Source organism: Leclercia sp. LSNIH3 (assembly GCF_002935105.1).
GTDB classification, from domain to species: domain Bacteria; phylum Pseudomonadota; class Gammaproteobacteria; order Enterobacterales; family Enterobacteriaceae; genus Enterobacter; species Enterobacter adecarboxylatus.
On record NZ_CP026387.1, the window covers coordinates 975,387 to 990,382 of the forward strand.

A 14,996-nucleotide genomic window follows, 5' to 3' on the forward strand; every position below is an offset into this window, starting at 1 on the left:
TGTCGCAAAGCAGCGGAGTGTAGCAGCTTTTGTGACGTGGCGCATAAAATATCCCGTTGGATTCCCTTAACGAAATATTTCTCCGGCTGGCTGGACTTATCACAAATCTGGCATAATCTTAATCAATCGATTGATTAAGATTATGCACACTATGAATCCGACCCCAACCACCACGAAAGGCGAACAGGCCAAAGCTCAGTTGATTGCCGCGGCGCTGGCGCAGTTTGGCGAGTACGGACTGCATGCCACCACCCGCGATATCGCCGCCCAGGCGGGGCAGAACATCGCCGCCATTACCTACTATTTCGGCTCGAAAGAGGATCTGTACCTCGCCTGCGCCCAGTGGATCGCCGACTTCATCGGCACCCACTTTCGTCCTCACGTCGAGGCCGCGACCACCCTGCTGTCCGAGCCTTCACCGGATCGCGCCGCCATTCGCGGGCTGATCTTAAACGCCTGTCACAATATGATTCAGCTGCTGACCCATGACGATACGCTGAACCTGAGTAAATTTATCTCCCGGGAGCAGCTCTCGCCCTCAGCTGCCTATCAGCTGGTGCACGATCAGGTTATCGCCCCGATGCACACCCACCTGACCCGGCTGGTGGCGGCGTATACCGGCCGCGACGCCAGTGATACGCAGACCATTTTGCATACCCATGCCCTGCTGGGCGAAGTGCTCGCCTTTCGCCTCGGGCGGGAGACCATTTTGTTACGCACCGGCTGGACCGAATTTGATGCGGACAAAGCCGCGCAGATAAGCCAGGTCATCACCTGCCATGTTGATCTGATCCTGCAAGGTTTAACCCAAAGGAGCCTGGAGTTATGAAAAAACCTGCCGTTATTCTTCTGGCCGTGGTGGTTGTGCTGGCCGCCGGATTCGGTGGCTGGTGGTGGTATCAGAGCCAGCAGGATAAGACGTTAACCCTGTACGGTAACGTAGATATTCGCACCGTGAATATGAGCTTTCGCGTCGGCGGGCGGCTGGCGTCGTTAACCGTGGACGAAGGGGACACGATCACCGCCGGGCAGACGCTGGGCGAGCTGGATAAAGCCCCGTACAAGAATGCGCTGTTTCAGGCCCAGGCGGGTGTTTCTGTCGCCCAGGCGCAATATGATTTAATGCAGGCCGGTTACCGGGATGAAGAGGTGGCCCAGGCCGCCGCCGCCGTGAAACAGGCTCAGGCAGCGTATGACTATGCGCAAAACTTCTACAATCGCCAGCAGGGGCTGTGGAAAAGCCGCACCGTGTCGGCTAACGATCTGGAAAATGCCCGCTCCTCGCGCGATCAGGCTCTGGCGACCCTGAAATCTGCTCAGGATAAGTTACGCCAGTACCGCTCCGGCAACCGCGAGCAGGATATCGCCCAGGCAAAAGCCAGCCTTGAACAGGCGCAGGCCCAGTTAGCGCAAGCCCAACTGGATCTGCATGACACCACCCTGGTGGCACCAGCCAACGGCACCCTGATGACCCGCGCCGTCGAGCCAGGCAGCATGCTGAACGCGGGCAGCACGGTGCTAACCCTCTCCCTGACCCGCCCGGTGTGGGTACGCGCCTATATCAATGAAGCCAGCCTTGGGGAAGCCCGGCCGGGGCGCGAAGTGCTGCTCTACACCGACGGACGCGCGGATAAGCCTTATCACGGGAAGATCGGCTTTGTCTCTCCGACCGCCGAATTCACGCCGAAAACCGTGGAAACCCCGGATCTGCGCACTGACCTGGTCTATCGCCTGCGCATTATCGTCAACGATGCCGACGAAGCCCTGCGTCAGGGGATGCCGGTCACCGTCAGCTTCGACGATGGGCAAACCCATGAGTGACGCGGTGATCCAGCTCACCGGCCTGGTCAAACGCTTTGCCGGAATGGACAAACCCGCCGTCGCGCCGCTCGACTGCACCCTGCATAAAGGCTATGTCACCGGGCTGGTTGGGCCGGACGGCGCAGGCAAAACTACCCTGATGCGGATGCTGGCCGGGCTACTTAAGCCCGACGAAGGCACCGCCAGCGTGCTGGGGCTGGACCCGGTTCGCGACGATCGCGCCCTGCATGCGATGCTGGGCTACATGCCGCAGAAGTTCGGCCTGTACGAAGATCTGACGGTGATGGAGAACCTGACCCTGTATGCCGACCTGCGCAGCGTTACCGGCGAGACGCGGCAGAAGACCTTTCAACGCCTGCTCGAATTTACCGCGCTCGGCCCCTTCACCGACCGGCTGGCGGGCAAGCTTTCCGGCGGGATGAAGCAGAAGCTGGGCCTCGCCTGCACTCTGGTGGGTGAACCGAAAGTCTTACTGCTGGACGAGCCGGGCGTTGGCGTGGATCCCATCTCCCGCCGCGAACTGTGGCAGATGGTGCATGAGCTGGCAGGCGACGGCATGTTAATTCTCTGGAGTACCTCGTATCTCGATGAAGCGGAACAGTGTAGGGACGTGCTGCTGATGAACGAAGGGGAGCTGCTCTATCAGGGGAATCCTACCGCGCTCACGCAAAGCATGACCGGCCGCAGCCTGCTGCTGAATTCACCCCACGAAAACAACCGCCGCCTGCTGCAGCGGGTGCTGAAGCTGCCCCAGGTGAGCGACGGCATGATCCAGGGGAAATCGGTGCGGGTGATCCTCAAAAAAGAGGCCAGCGCCGATGATCTGCGCCAGCATGCGGATCTCCCGGATCTGGCCGTCAGGGATGCAGCCCCGCGCTTTGAAGATGCCTTTATCGATCTGCTTGGTGGCGCAGGCACCGCGGAATCTCCTCTGGGGGCGATCCTGCATACCGTGGAAGGCACGCCGGGTGAAACGGTAATCGAGGCCAAATCCCTGACCAAAAAGTTCGGCGATTTTGCTGCCACGGATGACGTGAACTTCGCGGTGAAACGCGGCGAAATCTTCGGCCTGCTCGGCCCTAACGGCGCGGGGAAATCCACCACCTTTAAAATGATGTGCGGCCTGCTGGTGCCCACCGCCGGGAAGGCGCTGGTGCTGGATATGGATTTGAAAGTCAGCTCCGGCAAGGCGCGCCAGCATCTGGGCTATATGGCGCAAAAGTTCTCTCTGTACGGCAACCTGACGGTGGAGCAGAACCTGCGCTTTTTCTCCGGCGTGTATGGCCTGCGTGGGCGGGCGCAGAACGACAAAATCAGCCGCATGAGCGAAGCGTTCGGGTTGGATCATGTTGCCAGCCATGCCACCGACGATCTGCCGCTCGGGTTTAAGCAGCGGCTGGCGCTGGCCTGTTCCCTGATGCATGAGCCGGACATTCTGTTTCTCGATGAACCGACCTCCGGTGTGGATCCCCTCACCCGTCGCGAGTTCTGGCTGCATATCAATAGCATGGTAGAAAAAGGGGTCACTGTGATGGTGACCACCCACTTTATGGACGAGGCGGAATATTGCGACCGCATCGGGCTGGTGTACCGCGGCAAGCTGATCGCCCACGGCACGCCTGACGATCTCAAAGCCCAGGTGGCCGACGAGCAACAGCCCGATCCGACGATGGAGCAGGCATTTATTACCCTGATTAACGACTGGGATAAGGAGCACGGCCATGTCTGATACCGCCCTCTCCTGGCGTCGGGTGCGCGCCCTGTGCATCAAAGAGACGCGGCAGATCGTTCGCGACCCGAGCAGTTGGCTGATTGCGGTGGTGATCCCCCTGCTGCTGCTGTTCATCTTTGGCTACGGCATTAACCTCGACTCCAGCAAGCTGCGGGTCGGCATCCTGCTGGAGCAGCGCAGCGAAGAGGCGCTCGACTTTACCCACACCATGACCGGCTCGCCGTACATTGACGCCACCATCAGCGATAACCGCCAGGCGCTGATCCAGATGATGCAGGCCGGGCGCATTCGCGGGCTGATTGTCATTCCGGTGGATTTCGCCGAGCACATGGCCCGCCCGAACGACACCGCCCCCATTCAGGTGATCACCGACGGCAGCGAACCGAATACCGCCAACTTTGTGCAGGGTTATACCGAAGGGATCTGGCAGATGTGGCAGATGCAGCGGGCGGAAGATCGGGGTGAAACGTTCGAGCCGCTGATCGACGTGCAGACCCGCTACTGGTTCAACCCGGCGGCCATCAGTCAGCACTTTATTATTCCCGGCGCGGTGACCATCATCATGACGGTGATCGGCGCTATTTTGACCTCGCTGGTGATTGCCCGCGAGTGGGAGCGCGGCACCATGGAGGCGCTGCTCTCTACCGAAGTCACGCGCACGGAACTGCTGCTGTGCAAGCTCATCCCTTACTACTTCCTCGGGATGCTGGCGATGCTGCTCTGCATGCTTGTCGCAGTCTTTATTCTCGGGGTGCCCTATCGTGGCTCGCTGCTGGTGCTGTTCATCATCACCAGTCTGTTTTTACTCAGCACCCTGGGGATGGGCCTGTTGATTTCTACCGTCACCCGCAACCAGTTTAACGCCGCCCAGGTGGCGCTGAATGCCGCCTTTTTGCCGTCCATTATGCTGTCCGGGTTTATTTTCCAGATCGACAGTATGCCCGCGGTGATCCGCGCGGTGACCTACATCATTCCGGCGCGCTATTTCGTCAGCACCCTGCAAAGCCTGTTCCTGGCGGGCAATATCCCGGTGGTGCTGATTGTGAACCTGCTGTTTTTGATTGCCTCGGCGGTGATGTTTATCGGGCTGACGTGGATGAAAACCAAACGGCGCCTGGATTAGGTTGCGCCCGGTGGCGCTCCGCTCACCGTACCTGTAAGACCCGTTGATTTTGTAGGTTGGGTAAGCGAAAACGCCACCCGACAAGAGGACGACACTATGCTTTACCGTTTATGGACGTTGATTCGCAAAGAGCTGCAATCGCTGCTGCGCGAGCCGCAGACCCGGGCAATATTGATATTGCCGGTGCTGATCCAGGTGCTGCTGTTCCCGTGGGCAGCCACCCTGGAGGTGACCAATGCCACTATCGCCGTCTATAACGAAGATAACGGCAAGCATTCGGTGGAGCTGACCCAGCGCTTCGCCCGCGCCAAAGCCTTTACCCACGTGCTGATCCTCAATAGCCCGCAGGAGATCCAGCCAACCATCGACACGCAAAAGGCGCTATTGCTGGTGCGCTTCCCGGCCTATTTTTCCCGTAACCTGGACACCCTGCAAACCGCCCCCATGCAGCTGATCCTCGACGGGCGTAACTCCAACAGCGCGCAGATTGCCGCTAACTATTTGCAGCAGGTAGTGAAAACGTATCAGCAGGAGTTGATGGAGGGCAAACCGAAGCCGAACAACAGCGAGCTGGTGGTGCGCAACTGGTATAACCCGAACCTCGACTACAAATGGTTTGTGGTGCCGTCGCTGATCGCCATGATCACCACCATCGGGGTGATGATTGTCACGTCGCTGTCGGTGGCCCGCGAGCGCGAACAGGGCACGCTGGATCAGCTGCTGGTTTCCCCGCTGGCGACCTGGCAAATCTTCGTCGGCAAGGCGGTGCCAGCGCTGATTGTTGCCACCTTCCAGGCCAGTATCGTGCTGGCGATTGGTATCTGGGCTTATCACATCCCCTTTGCCGGTTCGCTGGCGTTGTTTTACTTCACGATGGTGATATACGGGCTGTCGCTGGTGGGGTTTGGTCTGTTGATCTCGGCGCTCTGTTCAACCCAGCAGCAGGCGTTCATCGGGGTGTTCGTCTTCATGATGCCGGCGATTTTGCTCTCGGGCTATGTCTCGCCGGTTGAGAATATGCCGGTCTGGTTGCAGAACCTGACCTGGGTGAACCCGATTCGGCACTTCACCGATATCACCAAGCAGATCTATCTCAAGGATGCGAGTCTGGATATTGTGTGGGGGAGTTTGTGGCCGCTACTGGTAATAGCGGCCGTGACAGGATCAGTGGCGTACGCGATGTTTAGACGCAATATCGCGTAGCTTTTTATCTTTGGTTAACAGTGAAACGATCGCTGGCCCTGCAAGGATCGCCAGGCCTGCGACGGCCAGCAAAAAGTTGTTTTGCAGTACCCGGGACAACAACCACAGCACAATGACTGCCGCGCCAAAATACCAGGTGGTGGTCAGCTCTTCGAGCACATCCGCCACTTCGCGCCAGCGCTCTTCATGGTGACGCTGTAAAAAGAGCATTAACAGTACGGTGACGCCGTACAACACACATAATCCCAGGCCGACCCGCACCAGGGTTCCGCTCATCCAGGCCATCACCAGTACAGCCACTACCAATAAATGCAACATAATCTGCCAGCAACTGAGGCCGGTCGCGACGCGTATGCGTTGTTGCCACTTCATGGCACTCTCCTGAAGGATTTTACTCTGCTTGTTCAGACTATCGCACTTTACGGAAAATTCCGTAACACAGCACCTTTTTGTGACGACGACTACACTTTATTTTCATCAGGATAGAGACGCGGGAAGGAGTGTATGGCCCAACAAACCCGGCATTTTTCGCTAAAAGTGTTAACGATCAACATTCATAAAGGATTCGCGGCTTTTAACCGCCGTTTCATTCTGCCCGAACTGCGCGACGCCGTACGTACCGTCAGCGCCGATGTCGTCTGCCTGCAGGAGGTCATGGGCGCGCATGAGGTGCATCCGATGCATGTGGAGAACTGGCCCGATACCAGCCACTACGAATTTCTGGCTGACACCATGTGGAGCGATTATGCCTACGGGCGTAACGCCGTCTATCCAGAAGGGCATCACGGCAACGCGATCCTCTCCCGCTACCCCATCGAACACTATGAAAACCACGATGTCTCGGTTGGCGAGAGCGAAAAGCGCGGGCTGCTTTACTGTCGGCTTGCCGTACCGGAGCTGACCATGCCGCTGCATGTGGCCTCGGTTCACCTTGGCCTGCGGGAAGCCCACCGCCAGGCGCAGCTGCAGATGATGGCCGAATGGGTCAATGCCCTGCCGGAAGGCGATCCGGTGGTGGTGGCTGGCGACTTTAATGACTGGCGCCAGCGCGCCAGCCATCCGCTGAAGGCGGAGGCCGGGCTGGAGGAGGTGTTTACCCTTGCTCATGGCCGGCCTGCCCGCACCTTCCCGGTAAGGTTCCCGCTGCTGCGTCTTGATCGTATCTATGTCAAAAATGCCCATGCCAGCAGCCCAACCGCGCTGGCCCTGAGTAACTGGCGTCATCTCTCCGACCATGCACCGTTAAGTGCGGAGATCCATTTATGAAAAGTTCATGGCAAAGCGGTAACCGGATCAAGCTGCTGGAAAATGGCGATCAATTTTACCCGGCGGTCTTTGCTGCCATTGATAAGGCGCAGAGTCGGGTGTTCCTTGAGACCTTCATCTGGTTCGATGACAGTGTGGGCCGCAAGCTGCATGCCGTTATCCTGCGTGCAGCCCAGCGTGGGGTGCATATCGAAGTGCTGCTCGACGGCTACGGCTCCCCCGACCTCGACGACGACTTTGTAGGGGAACTCACCGCAGCAGGCGTGGTATTCCGTTACTACGATCCGCGCCCTCCTCTGTTTGGTATGCGCACAAACGTGTTCCGCCGTATGCACCGTAAAATTGTGGTGGTGGATGAGCAGGTGGCATTTGTCGGCGGCATTAACTACTCCGCCGAACATATGTCGGACTACGGCCCGGAGGCGAAACAGGATTATGCCGTCCAGGTCGAAGGGCCTGTGGTGCAGGATATTTTGCAGTTTGTCGTGGAAAACCTGCCCGGTAAAGCCGCCGTGCGTCGCTGGTGGAAGCGGCGTCATCGCCCCGAAGAGAACACCAAACCGGGCGAAGCCCAGGCGCTGTTTGTCTGGCGCGATAACGAAGAGCACCGGGATGATATTGAGCGGCACTATCTGAAGATGCTGGCCAACGCCCGGCGCGAAGTGATCATCGCCAACGCCTATTTCTTCCCGGGCTATCGTCTGCTGCACGCCATGCGTAACGCGGCCCGTCGCGGGGTGCGGGTTAAGCTGATTGTACAGGGCGAGCCGGATATGCCGATTGTCACGGTGGGCGCGCGCCTGCTCTATAACTATCTGGTCAAAGGTGGCGTAGAGATTTACGAATACCGCCGCCGTCCGCTGCACGGCAAGGTGGCGCTGATGGACGATCACTGGGTGACCGTCGGCTCCAGTAACCTTGACCCCCTCAGCCTGTCGCTGAATCTGGAGGCCAACCTGATTATTCACGATCGCGAGTTTAACCAGACCTTGCGCGATAATCTTTCCGCCATTATCGCCGAGGATTGCGTGCGGGTTGATGAAACCATGGTGCCGAAACGCACCTGGTGGAATCTGGGCAAAAGCGTGCTGGTGTTCCACTTCCTGCGTCACTTCCCGGCCCTGGTGGGTTGGCTGCCGGCCCATACGCCTAAGCTGGCGCAGGTGCCGCCGCCGGTACAACCCGAAATGGAGACCCAGGATCGGGTCGAAGCAGGTAGCACGGGAGTGAAACCCTGATGAGCAAAAAACATTCGCGCTGGCGTCTGGCAAAAAAGATCCTCACCTGGGTGTTTTTTATTGCCGTTGCGGTGCTGCTGGTGGTTTACGCGAAAAAGGTCGACTGGGCTGAGGTCTGGAAGGTTATTCGTGACTACGACCGTATGTCGCTGATGGGTGCGGTGGCGCTGGTGGTGCTGAGCTATCTGCTGTATGGCTGTTACGACCTGCTCGGACGGGTCTACTGCGGGCATAAGCTGGCCAAACGCCAGGTTATGCTGGTGTCGTTTATCTGCTATGCCTTCAACCTGACCCTGAGCACCTGGGTGGGCGGCATCGGGATGCGCTACCGGCTCTATTCCCGCCTGGGGTTGCCCAGCAGTACCATCACGCGGATCTTCTCCCTGAGCATTACCACCAACTGGCTGGGCTATATCCTGCTGGGCGGGGTGATCTTTACCGCAGGGGTGGTGCAACTGCCTGACCACTGGTACATCGACCAGTCTACGCTGCGCATTCTTGGCGTGGTATTGCTGCTGGTGATTGCCGTCTATCTGTGGGCCTGCGCCTTTGCCAAACATCGCCATATGACCATCAAAGGACAGAAGCTGGTGCTGCCTTCCTGGCGCTTTGCGCTGGCGCAGATGGCCATTTCTGCCGCTAACTGGATGGCGATGGGGGCGATTATCTGGCTGCTGATGGGCGAAGATGTGAACTACTTCTTCGTGCTGGGGGTGCTGCTGGTGAGCAGTATTGCCGGGGTGATTGTGCATATCCCGGCCGGGATCGGCGTGCTGGAAGCGGTGTTTATTGCCCTGCTGGCGGGGGAACATGTCTCCCACGGCACCATTATCGCCGCCCTGCTGGCCTACCGTATGCTCTATTACTTCCTGCCGCTGGCGCTGGCGACGGTCTGTTATCTGGTGCTGGAGAGCCGGGCGAAGAAAATGCGGGCCAAAAACGAGCAGCAGATGGCGAAGTGATGTCCCCTCACATCAACCCTCTCCCCATCGGGGAGAGGGAGAAGTCCTTTGCGGGCCCGGCAAGCAACGCGCCGCCGGGCATCACACTAACGGCGGTTGCCGAAGATGCGCAGCAGCATCAGGAACAGGTTGATGAAGTCCAGATAGAGCGTCAGCGCCCCAAGAATGGAGTATTTGCGCAGGTTTGAACTGTCGCGCACGTCAATCTGCTCACCGATATTTTTCAGCTTCTGCGTGTCGTAGGCCGTCAGCCCAACAAACACAATCACCCCGATATAGGTCACAGCCCACATCAGCGCTTCGCTCTTCAGCCAGAAGTTCACCAGCGAGGCCAGCACGATACCAATCAGCGCCATAAACAGCATATTGCCAAAGCCGCTCAGATCGCGTTTGGTGGTGTAGCCGTAGAGACTCATCGCGCCAAACATCCCGCCCGCCACGACAAAGGTGCTGGCAATCGAGGAGTAGGTGTAGACGATGAAGATGCTGGAGAGCGTCAGGCCGGTGAGCGCCGAGTAGAGCATAAACAGCGTGGTAGCCATCCCGGCACTGAGTTTATGCACCAGCCCCGACAGGACAAACACCAGCACCAGTTGGGCGATGATCAGGCCGAAAAAGGTAATTTTGCTGGAGAAGACGAACATCATCACGGCGGGGGTGTTCGCAGAAAACCACGCGACAAACGCGGTGAGCAATAAACCGCAGGTCATCCAGCCGTAGACCTGGGCCATGTAGGTTTGCAGCCCGGTACGGCTCTGCTGAACGATGGAATCGGAACGGGGAAATCTGTCCATAACATACTCCTTTTTAAGTGGACGCATGTTATAGACTAGTACATCACCGGAATCCGGCTACCAGCGGCTGGCGGCTTCCTTGTCGCTGTCGCGGGATTCCACCCAGCGATCCCCTTCCGGGGTGGCTTCGCGCTTCCAGAACGGGGCGCGGGTTTTCAGATAATCCATAATGAACTCGCCCGCGGCAAAAGCGCTGCCGCGATGGGCGCTGGTGACACCTACAAAGACAATCTCTTCTCCGGGCCACATTTCACCGATGCGGTGGATAACCGTCACCCGACCGAGCGGCCAGCGTTCACGGGCCTGTTCGACAATCTCTGCCAGCGCCTTTTCGGTCATGCCGGGATAGTGCTCCAGCGTCAACGCCTTCACGCTGTCGCCCAGATTGTGGTTACGCACTTTACCCGTAAAGGTGACCACCGCCCCGTCTTCGTCGCGCTCCGCCAGCCAGTTATATTCTGTGCCGACGTTGAAACGCGCCTCATCGACAACGATTTTGGTCTCTGTCATGTCAGCCCCCGGTCACCGGTGGGAAAAAGGCCACTTCATCGCCCGACGTAATTGGATGATTGAATTCCACCAGGGTCTGATTCACCGCCGCCAGCAACTTACCGGCGTCCAGCGCCAGTGCCCAGCGGTCGCTCTGCGCCGCCAGATGCGCCCGCAGCGCTTCTACGGTAGCGAATTCGTTATCCAGCGTCAGGCTGTCGGTATTGACCAGCTCGCGAACCTGCGCAAAAAACAGCACTTTAATCATTTTCTTCCGCCCTGAAATCACCCGATTTACCGCCGCTTTTCGCCAGCAGGCGAACCGGCCCGATCACCATATCCTTCTGCACCGCTTTGCACATGTCGTAGATGGTTAATGCCGCCACCGACGCGGCGGTCAACGCTTCCATCTCCACCCCGGTCTTGCCCGTCAGGCGGCAGAGGGATTCGATGCGTACCCGGTTATGCTCCGGCTCGGCCCGTAGATTCACTTCTACTTTACTGAGCATCAGCGGGTGGCACAGCGGGATAAGATCCCAGGTGCGTTTCGCCGCCTGGATCCCGGCGATGCGCGCCGTGGCGAAGACATCCCCTTTGTGGTGGCTGCCGTCAATGATCATGGCCAGGGTTTCGGGGAGCATGGTGACGAACGCTTCCGCGCGGGCTTCACGTACGGTCTCGGCTTTGGCGGAGACATCCACCATATGGGCTTCGCCCGCGGCGTTAATGTGGGTCAGTTGCGACATAACTTACTTCTTCAGATGTGGATGGAAATTACACGGACGCGTGCGGGCATCCAGCTGCGGGGCAATAATGTTTTCCCACGCGGTGCGGCACGCTTTAGTGGAACCCGGCATAGCAAAAATCACCGTGTTGTTGGCGATACCGGCGACAGCGCGCGACTGCAGGGTAGAAGTGCCGATCTCTTCGAATGAGAGCATGCGGAACACTTCCCCAAAGCCTTCGATCTCGCGGTCGAACAGCGGGAGCAGTGCTTCCGGAGCCTGATCGCCCGCGGTAAACCCGGTGCCGCCGGTGATCAGCACCACCTGTACGTTGTCACTGGCGATCCAGCGCGACACTTCTGCGCGAATGGCGTAGCGGTTCTCTTTGACGATGGCCTTGTCGACAATCTGATGCCCCGCCTCGTGGGCTGCATCGCGCAGCCAGTGGCCGGAGGTGTCATCCTCTTCGCCGCGACGTTCGGAAACGGTAAGGATAGCAATACGCGTCGGGATAAATTCTGCGCTTACCTGACTCATCTTCTGGTTCCTTGTAGCGATTACCCGCCGATATAGGACAGGTTCTGGGTGATCCCGGTGTTGCCCTGATGCAGGAAGTGGGTCTGTTTTTTGTGCATCAGCGCCTCAGAAATGCGCGCTTCCAGTGCCTGCTGCTGGGCATCATCGGCCAGCAGATCGCGCAGGTCGACGCCACCATCACCAAACAGGCACAGGTGCAGCTTGCCCACCGACGAGACACGCAGGCGGTTGCAGCTGGCGCAGAAGTCTTTTTCATACGGCATGATAAGCCCGATCTCCCCTTCGTAATCGGGGTGACAAAAGACCTGCGCCGGGCCGTCGCTACGCTGGCGAAGCTGGTGGATCCAGCCGCGTCTGAGCAGCTCATCGCGCAGCACCATGCCGGAGATGTGATGACGGGCGAAGAGGTCGCTGCCCTCGCCGGTTTCCATCAGCTCGATAAAACGCAGTTGTATGCGGCGAGGTTTGATCCACGCCAGGAAGGTATCCAGCTGATGATGGTTTACATCGCGCATCAGCACGGTGTTGACCTTCACCTTGTCGAAGCCGGCCGCAAAGGCCGCATCGATGCCCTCCATCACCTGGCGGAATTTGTCCTGGCCGGTGATGGCGTGAAACTGGCGGGCATCCAGGCTGTCGACGCTGACGTTAATGGCCGTCAGCCCCGCCTCGCGCCACTGGGCGACATCGCGCGCCAGACGATAACCATTGGTGGTCACCGCAATCTGACGGATGGCGTCGTTTTCACGTACCGCCGCGAGGATCTCGGTGAAATCCCGGCGCAGCGAGGGTTCGCCGCCGGTGAGACGGATCTTCTCTGTTCCCATGGCGGCAAAGGCGCGCGTCACGCGGCGCACTTCATCCACGGAGAGAAAGCCGTTATTGGTGGTGTCGCCCGGCTTGTAGCCGTCCGGCAGACAGTAGGTGCAACGGAAATTGCACACATCGGTAATAGACAAACGCAGGTAAAAAAACTTACGCGCGAATGCATCGGTAAGTTGTGATGCCATGTACACCTTTCCTGATACGGGAGGCACAGTCATTTCTTTCTGTACCCTGGTGGCGAAACCGCCACGGCCAGAGCACCATATCTTTCGACACAGGCGCAAAGGCTAGAGTGTATGTTTTCGATTACGAAAACGTGGTTATGCCGATAGTAGCGTGTTAAAAGCAGTTTCGCTATTACCGTCTTTCGTTATATAAACTTGTATATATCGACATGTTCGTGCCATTTCGATCCAGAATACGTCATTATCAAATTCTTGCATTGATATATGTCATTTTGCCCCCGGCGTAGCATCGTCATTTAGGGGTAGTTGAGTTACTGTTAAGGTGTTCGTCTTACTAAGGAATTTCTATGCGCAATCGCATTTTTGCTGATCTCGACCGTGTCGTCGCTCTCGGCGGAGGCCACGGACTGGGCCGGGTTATGTCCTCGTTGTCATCGCTCGGTTCACGGCTGACCGGGATCGTTACCACCACCGATAACGGCGGCTCCACCGGACGCATTCGACGCGCCGAAGGGGGGATCGCCTGGGGGGATATGCGCAACTGCTTAAATCAGCTTATCACTGAACCCAGCGTCGCTTCCGCCATGTTTGAGTATCGTTTTGGCGGTAATGGCGAGCTTTCGGGGCATAACCTCGGAAACCTGATGTTAAAGGCGCTGGACCACCTCAGCGTGCGGCCTCTGGAGGCGATCAATTTAATTCGTAATCTGTTAAAAGTGGATGCGTTTTTGATTCCGATGTCCGAACATCCGGTCGATTTAATGGCTATCGACAGTCACGACCATGAAGTGTATGGCGAAGTGAATATCGACCAGCTGGACCTGCCGCCAAAAGAGTTGATGCTCTACCCCACTGTCCCGGCCACCCGGGAAGCGGTAGAGGCGATTGGCGAAGCGGATCTGATTCTGATTGGCCCCGGCAGTTTTTACACCAGTCTGATACCGCTGCTGCTCATCAAAGAGCTGGCCCAGGCGCTGCGCCGGACGCCCGCGCCGGTGGTCTACATCGGCAATCTGGGCCGTGAACTCAGCCCTGCTGCTGCCGGGCTTTCGCTGCCCGCTAAGCTGGCGCTGATGGAGCAGTATGTCGGCAAAAAGATTATTGATGCGGTGGTGGTCGGGCCCAACGCGGATGTATCAGGGATGGAAGGCCGGGTGGTGGTGCAAGAGCCGCTGGAGGCCAGCGATATCAAATACCGTCATGACCGGCATTTACTGCGCGTGGCGCTGGAGAAGGCTATTCAGGCGTTAGGTTGAGATTGTGGGCGCTACGCTTACCGAGCCTACGGGCTGGTGCGGTCTGGTGCCCTCATGGCGGCCTTCTCACACCGAGAGGAGGTGTAAACCCTAAAAATGGCTGCCTTCGGCTGTAATGCCAGGCAGTTGAGCAATTCGATATTTCTAAGGGACTGAAGTGGACAGGTTCCGCTCACTAAAGCACCTCTGCTTTATGCCCCCTCCGCTGCGGTGAACGTGCCAGGGGGGCTCGCCGCCTCCCCCCTGGCTACCCCGGCTCCCGGCAAAGAAAATCGCCGCTTCGCAGAATATTCGCCCCATCCCCGAGCCTCACCCCTTCGGGGCCAGCGCAGGCGCTGTTCAACATTGCTCCCGGCAATTTTGTCCTCAGCTTATTCCCTCCGGCTTTCGGGCGGGGCACCAGCCTGCATCCCTGCAGGCTATACCCTCTCGGCGCGTCCCTGCGCCTCGCCCTGGCCTTACGGAAACGCTTCGTCGATTTTCAGCCGGATTCACGCTCCCTCACGCTTCTCAGCTATCTGAATGTGGCACCGGTGTTGAGTCCCCTCTGAAACCGGCGAACCGGAGACCGGATGACAAGGGCTGGACGCCAGGGATGGCGGCCAGAGGCGAATCGAGACAGGATGTCGAGTTGAGCCGACCGCAGGCAGCCGGTCGGGAGGTGAGCGCAGTGCGAAGCACCGGTTTCATTGCGGGGCCGCGGGGATTGACAAGGGGGGCCAGGCGGCCCCCCTTGTCACGTTCACGGGTTGTGTAATGCCATATTCTGCTGAACCTGAGGTGAACGGAACAATCCGCCGGACTCAACTGACTGGCATTACTCCAGAGATGGCCATTTCG

Annotated in this window: 16 protein-coding genes and 1 riboswitch; of the genes, 9 read left to right on the plus strand and 7 right to left on the minus strand. The window is 58.4% G+C overall.

The features are described from left to right. The first annotated feature begins 151 nt into the window (after positions 1 to 151). The 5 genes from cecR (at position 152) to C3F35_RS04755 (ending at position 5,879) form a co-directional block, all read left to right on the plus strand. Entirely contained in the window at positions 152 to 829 is a 678-nt protein-coding gene (gene cecR, locus C3F35_RS04735) for a transcriptional regulator CecR (RefSeq protein ID WP_032617155.1), read from the plus strand. Next, a complete protein-coding gene (hlyD, locus tag C3F35_RS04740) occupies positions 826 to 1,821 on the plus strand; it encodes a secretion protein HlyD (RefSeq protein WP_103791939.1) in 996 nt (331 codons plus the stop codon). The genes cecR and hlyD overlap by 4 nt, the downstream gene beginning before the upstream one ends. Beyond that, the gene (locus C3F35_RS04745; RefSeq protein ID WP_103792028.1) at positions 1,814 to 3,550 is read left to right on the plus strand and encodes an ATP-binding cassette domain-containing protein; all 1,737 of its coding nucleotides are present in this window, start codon (positions 1,814 to 1,816) and stop codon (positions 3,548 to 3,550) included. The genes hlyD and C3F35_RS04745 overlap by 8 nt, the downstream gene beginning before the upstream one ends. Next, complete coding sequence (locus tag C3F35_RS04750; RefSeq protein ID WP_059308461.1) at positions 3,543 to 4,676, plus strand: ABC transporter permease; 1,134 nt, start codon at positions 3,543 to 3,545, stop codon at positions 4,674 to 4,676. The genes C3F35_RS04745 and C3F35_RS04750 overlap by 8 nt, the downstream gene beginning before the upstream one ends. Positions 4,677 to 4,772: 96 nt before the next feature. Then, positions 4,773 to 5,879, plus strand: a complete 1,107-nt coding sequence (locus C3F35_RS04755) for an ABC transporter permease (protein WP_103791938.1) — start codon at positions 4,773 to 4,775, stop codon at positions 5,877 to 5,879. Here the strand turns inward: C3F35_RS04755 and C3F35_RS04760 are convergent. Next, positions 5,841 to 6,251, minus strand: a complete 411-nt coding sequence (locus C3F35_RS04760) for a YbhQ family protein (RefSeq protein WP_032617151.1) — start codon at positions 6,249 to 6,251, stop codon at positions 5,841 to 5,843. The genes C3F35_RS04755 and C3F35_RS04760 overlap by 39 nt on opposite strands. Positions 6,252 to 6,383: 132 nt before the next feature. On the opposite strand from C3F35_RS04760, the gene C3F35_RS04765 reads away from it, so the two are divergent. Genes C3F35_RS04765 through C3F35_RS04775 form a run of 3 tightly spaced genes read left to right on the plus strand, consistent with a single transcriptional unit; the run spans position 6,384 to position 9,345 of the window. Next, complete coding sequence (locus tag C3F35_RS04765; protein ID WP_032617150.1) at positions 6,384 to 7,145, plus strand: endonuclease/exonuclease/phosphatase family protein; 762 nt, start codon at positions 6,384 to 6,386, stop codon at positions 7,143 to 7,145. Beyond that, on the plus strand, positions 7,142 to 8,383 hold the full coding sequence (clsB, locus tag C3F35_RS04770) for a cardiolipin synthase ClsB (RefSeq protein ID WP_032617149.1): 1,242 nt from the start codon (positions 7,142 to 7,144) through the stop codon (positions 8,381 to 8,383). Before C3F35_RS04765 ends, clsB begins: the two co-directional genes overlap by 4 nt. Continuing rightward, a complete protein-coding gene (locus C3F35_RS04775) occupies positions 8,383 to 9,345 on the plus strand; it encodes a lysylphosphatidylglycerol synthase domain-containing protein (protein ID WP_032617148.1) in 963 nt (320 codons plus the stop codon). Before clsB ends, C3F35_RS04775 begins: the two co-directional genes overlap by 1 nt. Positions 9,346 to 9,431: 86 nt before the next feature. Here C3F35_RS04775 and C3F35_RS04780 read toward each other — a convergent pair whose 3' ends face one another. The 6 genes from C3F35_RS04780 to moaA all read right to left on the minus strand — a co-directional run bounded on the left by C3F35_RS04780 (position 9,432) and on the right by moaA (position 12,900). Continuing rightward, positions 9,432 to 10,139 (minus strand): Bax inhibitor-1/YccA family protein, encoded by a 708-nt coding sequence (locus C3F35_RS04780; protein WP_032617147.1) that lies wholly within the window; start codon positions 10,137 to 10,139, stop codon positions 9,432 to 9,434. A gap of 57 nt (positions 10,140 to 10,196) precedes the next feature. Further along, a complete protein-coding gene (gene moaE, locus C3F35_RS04785; protein ID WP_103791937.1) occupies positions 10,197 to 10,649 on the minus strand; it encodes a molybdopterin synthase catalytic subunit MoaE in 453 nt (150 codons plus the stop codon). 1 nt (position 10,650) lies between these two features. Then, positions 10,651 to 10,896: a molybdopterin synthase sulfur carrier subunit gene (gene moaD, locus C3F35_RS04790; protein ID WP_059308465.1), complete on the minus strand. Its 246-nt coding sequence runs from the start codon at positions 10,894 to 10,896 to the stop codon at positions 10,651 to 10,653. Beyond that, positions 10,889 to 11,374, minus strand: coding sequence for a cyclic pyranopterin monophosphate synthase MoaC (moaC, locus tag C3F35_RS04795; RefSeq protein ID WP_059308466.1), 486 nt, complete (start codon positions 11,372 to 11,374; stop codon positions 10,889 to 10,891). Before moaC ends, moaD begins: the two co-directional genes overlap by 8 nt. A 3-nt stretch (positions 11,375 to 11,377) precedes the next feature. After that, positions 11,378 to 11,890 carry a molybdenum cofactor biosynthesis protein B gene (gene moaB / locus C3F35_RS04800; protein WP_103178765.1) on the minus strand — a complete coding sequence of 171 codons (513 nt, stop codon included), beginning with the start codon at positions 11,888 to 11,890 and terminating at the stop codon, positions 11,378 to 11,380. Positions 11,891 to 11,910: 20 nt separating this feature from the next. Continuing rightward, positions 11,911 to 12,900, minus strand: a complete 990-nt coding sequence (gene moaA, locus C3F35_RS04805) for a GTP 3',8-cyclase MoaA (protein ID WP_059308467.1) — start codon at positions 12,898 to 12,900, stop codon at positions 11,911 to 11,913. Beyond that, positions 12,888 to 13,022: riboswitch (molybdenum cofactor riboswitch) on the minus strand. It overlaps the preceding gene by 13 nt. A 225-nt stretch (positions 13,023 to 13,247) precedes the next feature. On the opposite strand from moaA, the gene yvcK reads away from it, so the two are divergent. Then, the gene (yvcK, locus tag C3F35_RS04810; RefSeq protein ID WP_103791936.1) at positions 13,248 to 14,156 is read left to right on the plus strand and encodes a uridine diphosphate-N-acetylglucosamine-binding protein YvcK; all 909 of its coding nucleotides are present in this window, start codon (positions 13,248 to 13,250) and stop codon (positions 14,154 to 14,156) included. Positions 14,157 to 14,996 lie beyond the last annotated feature (840 nt).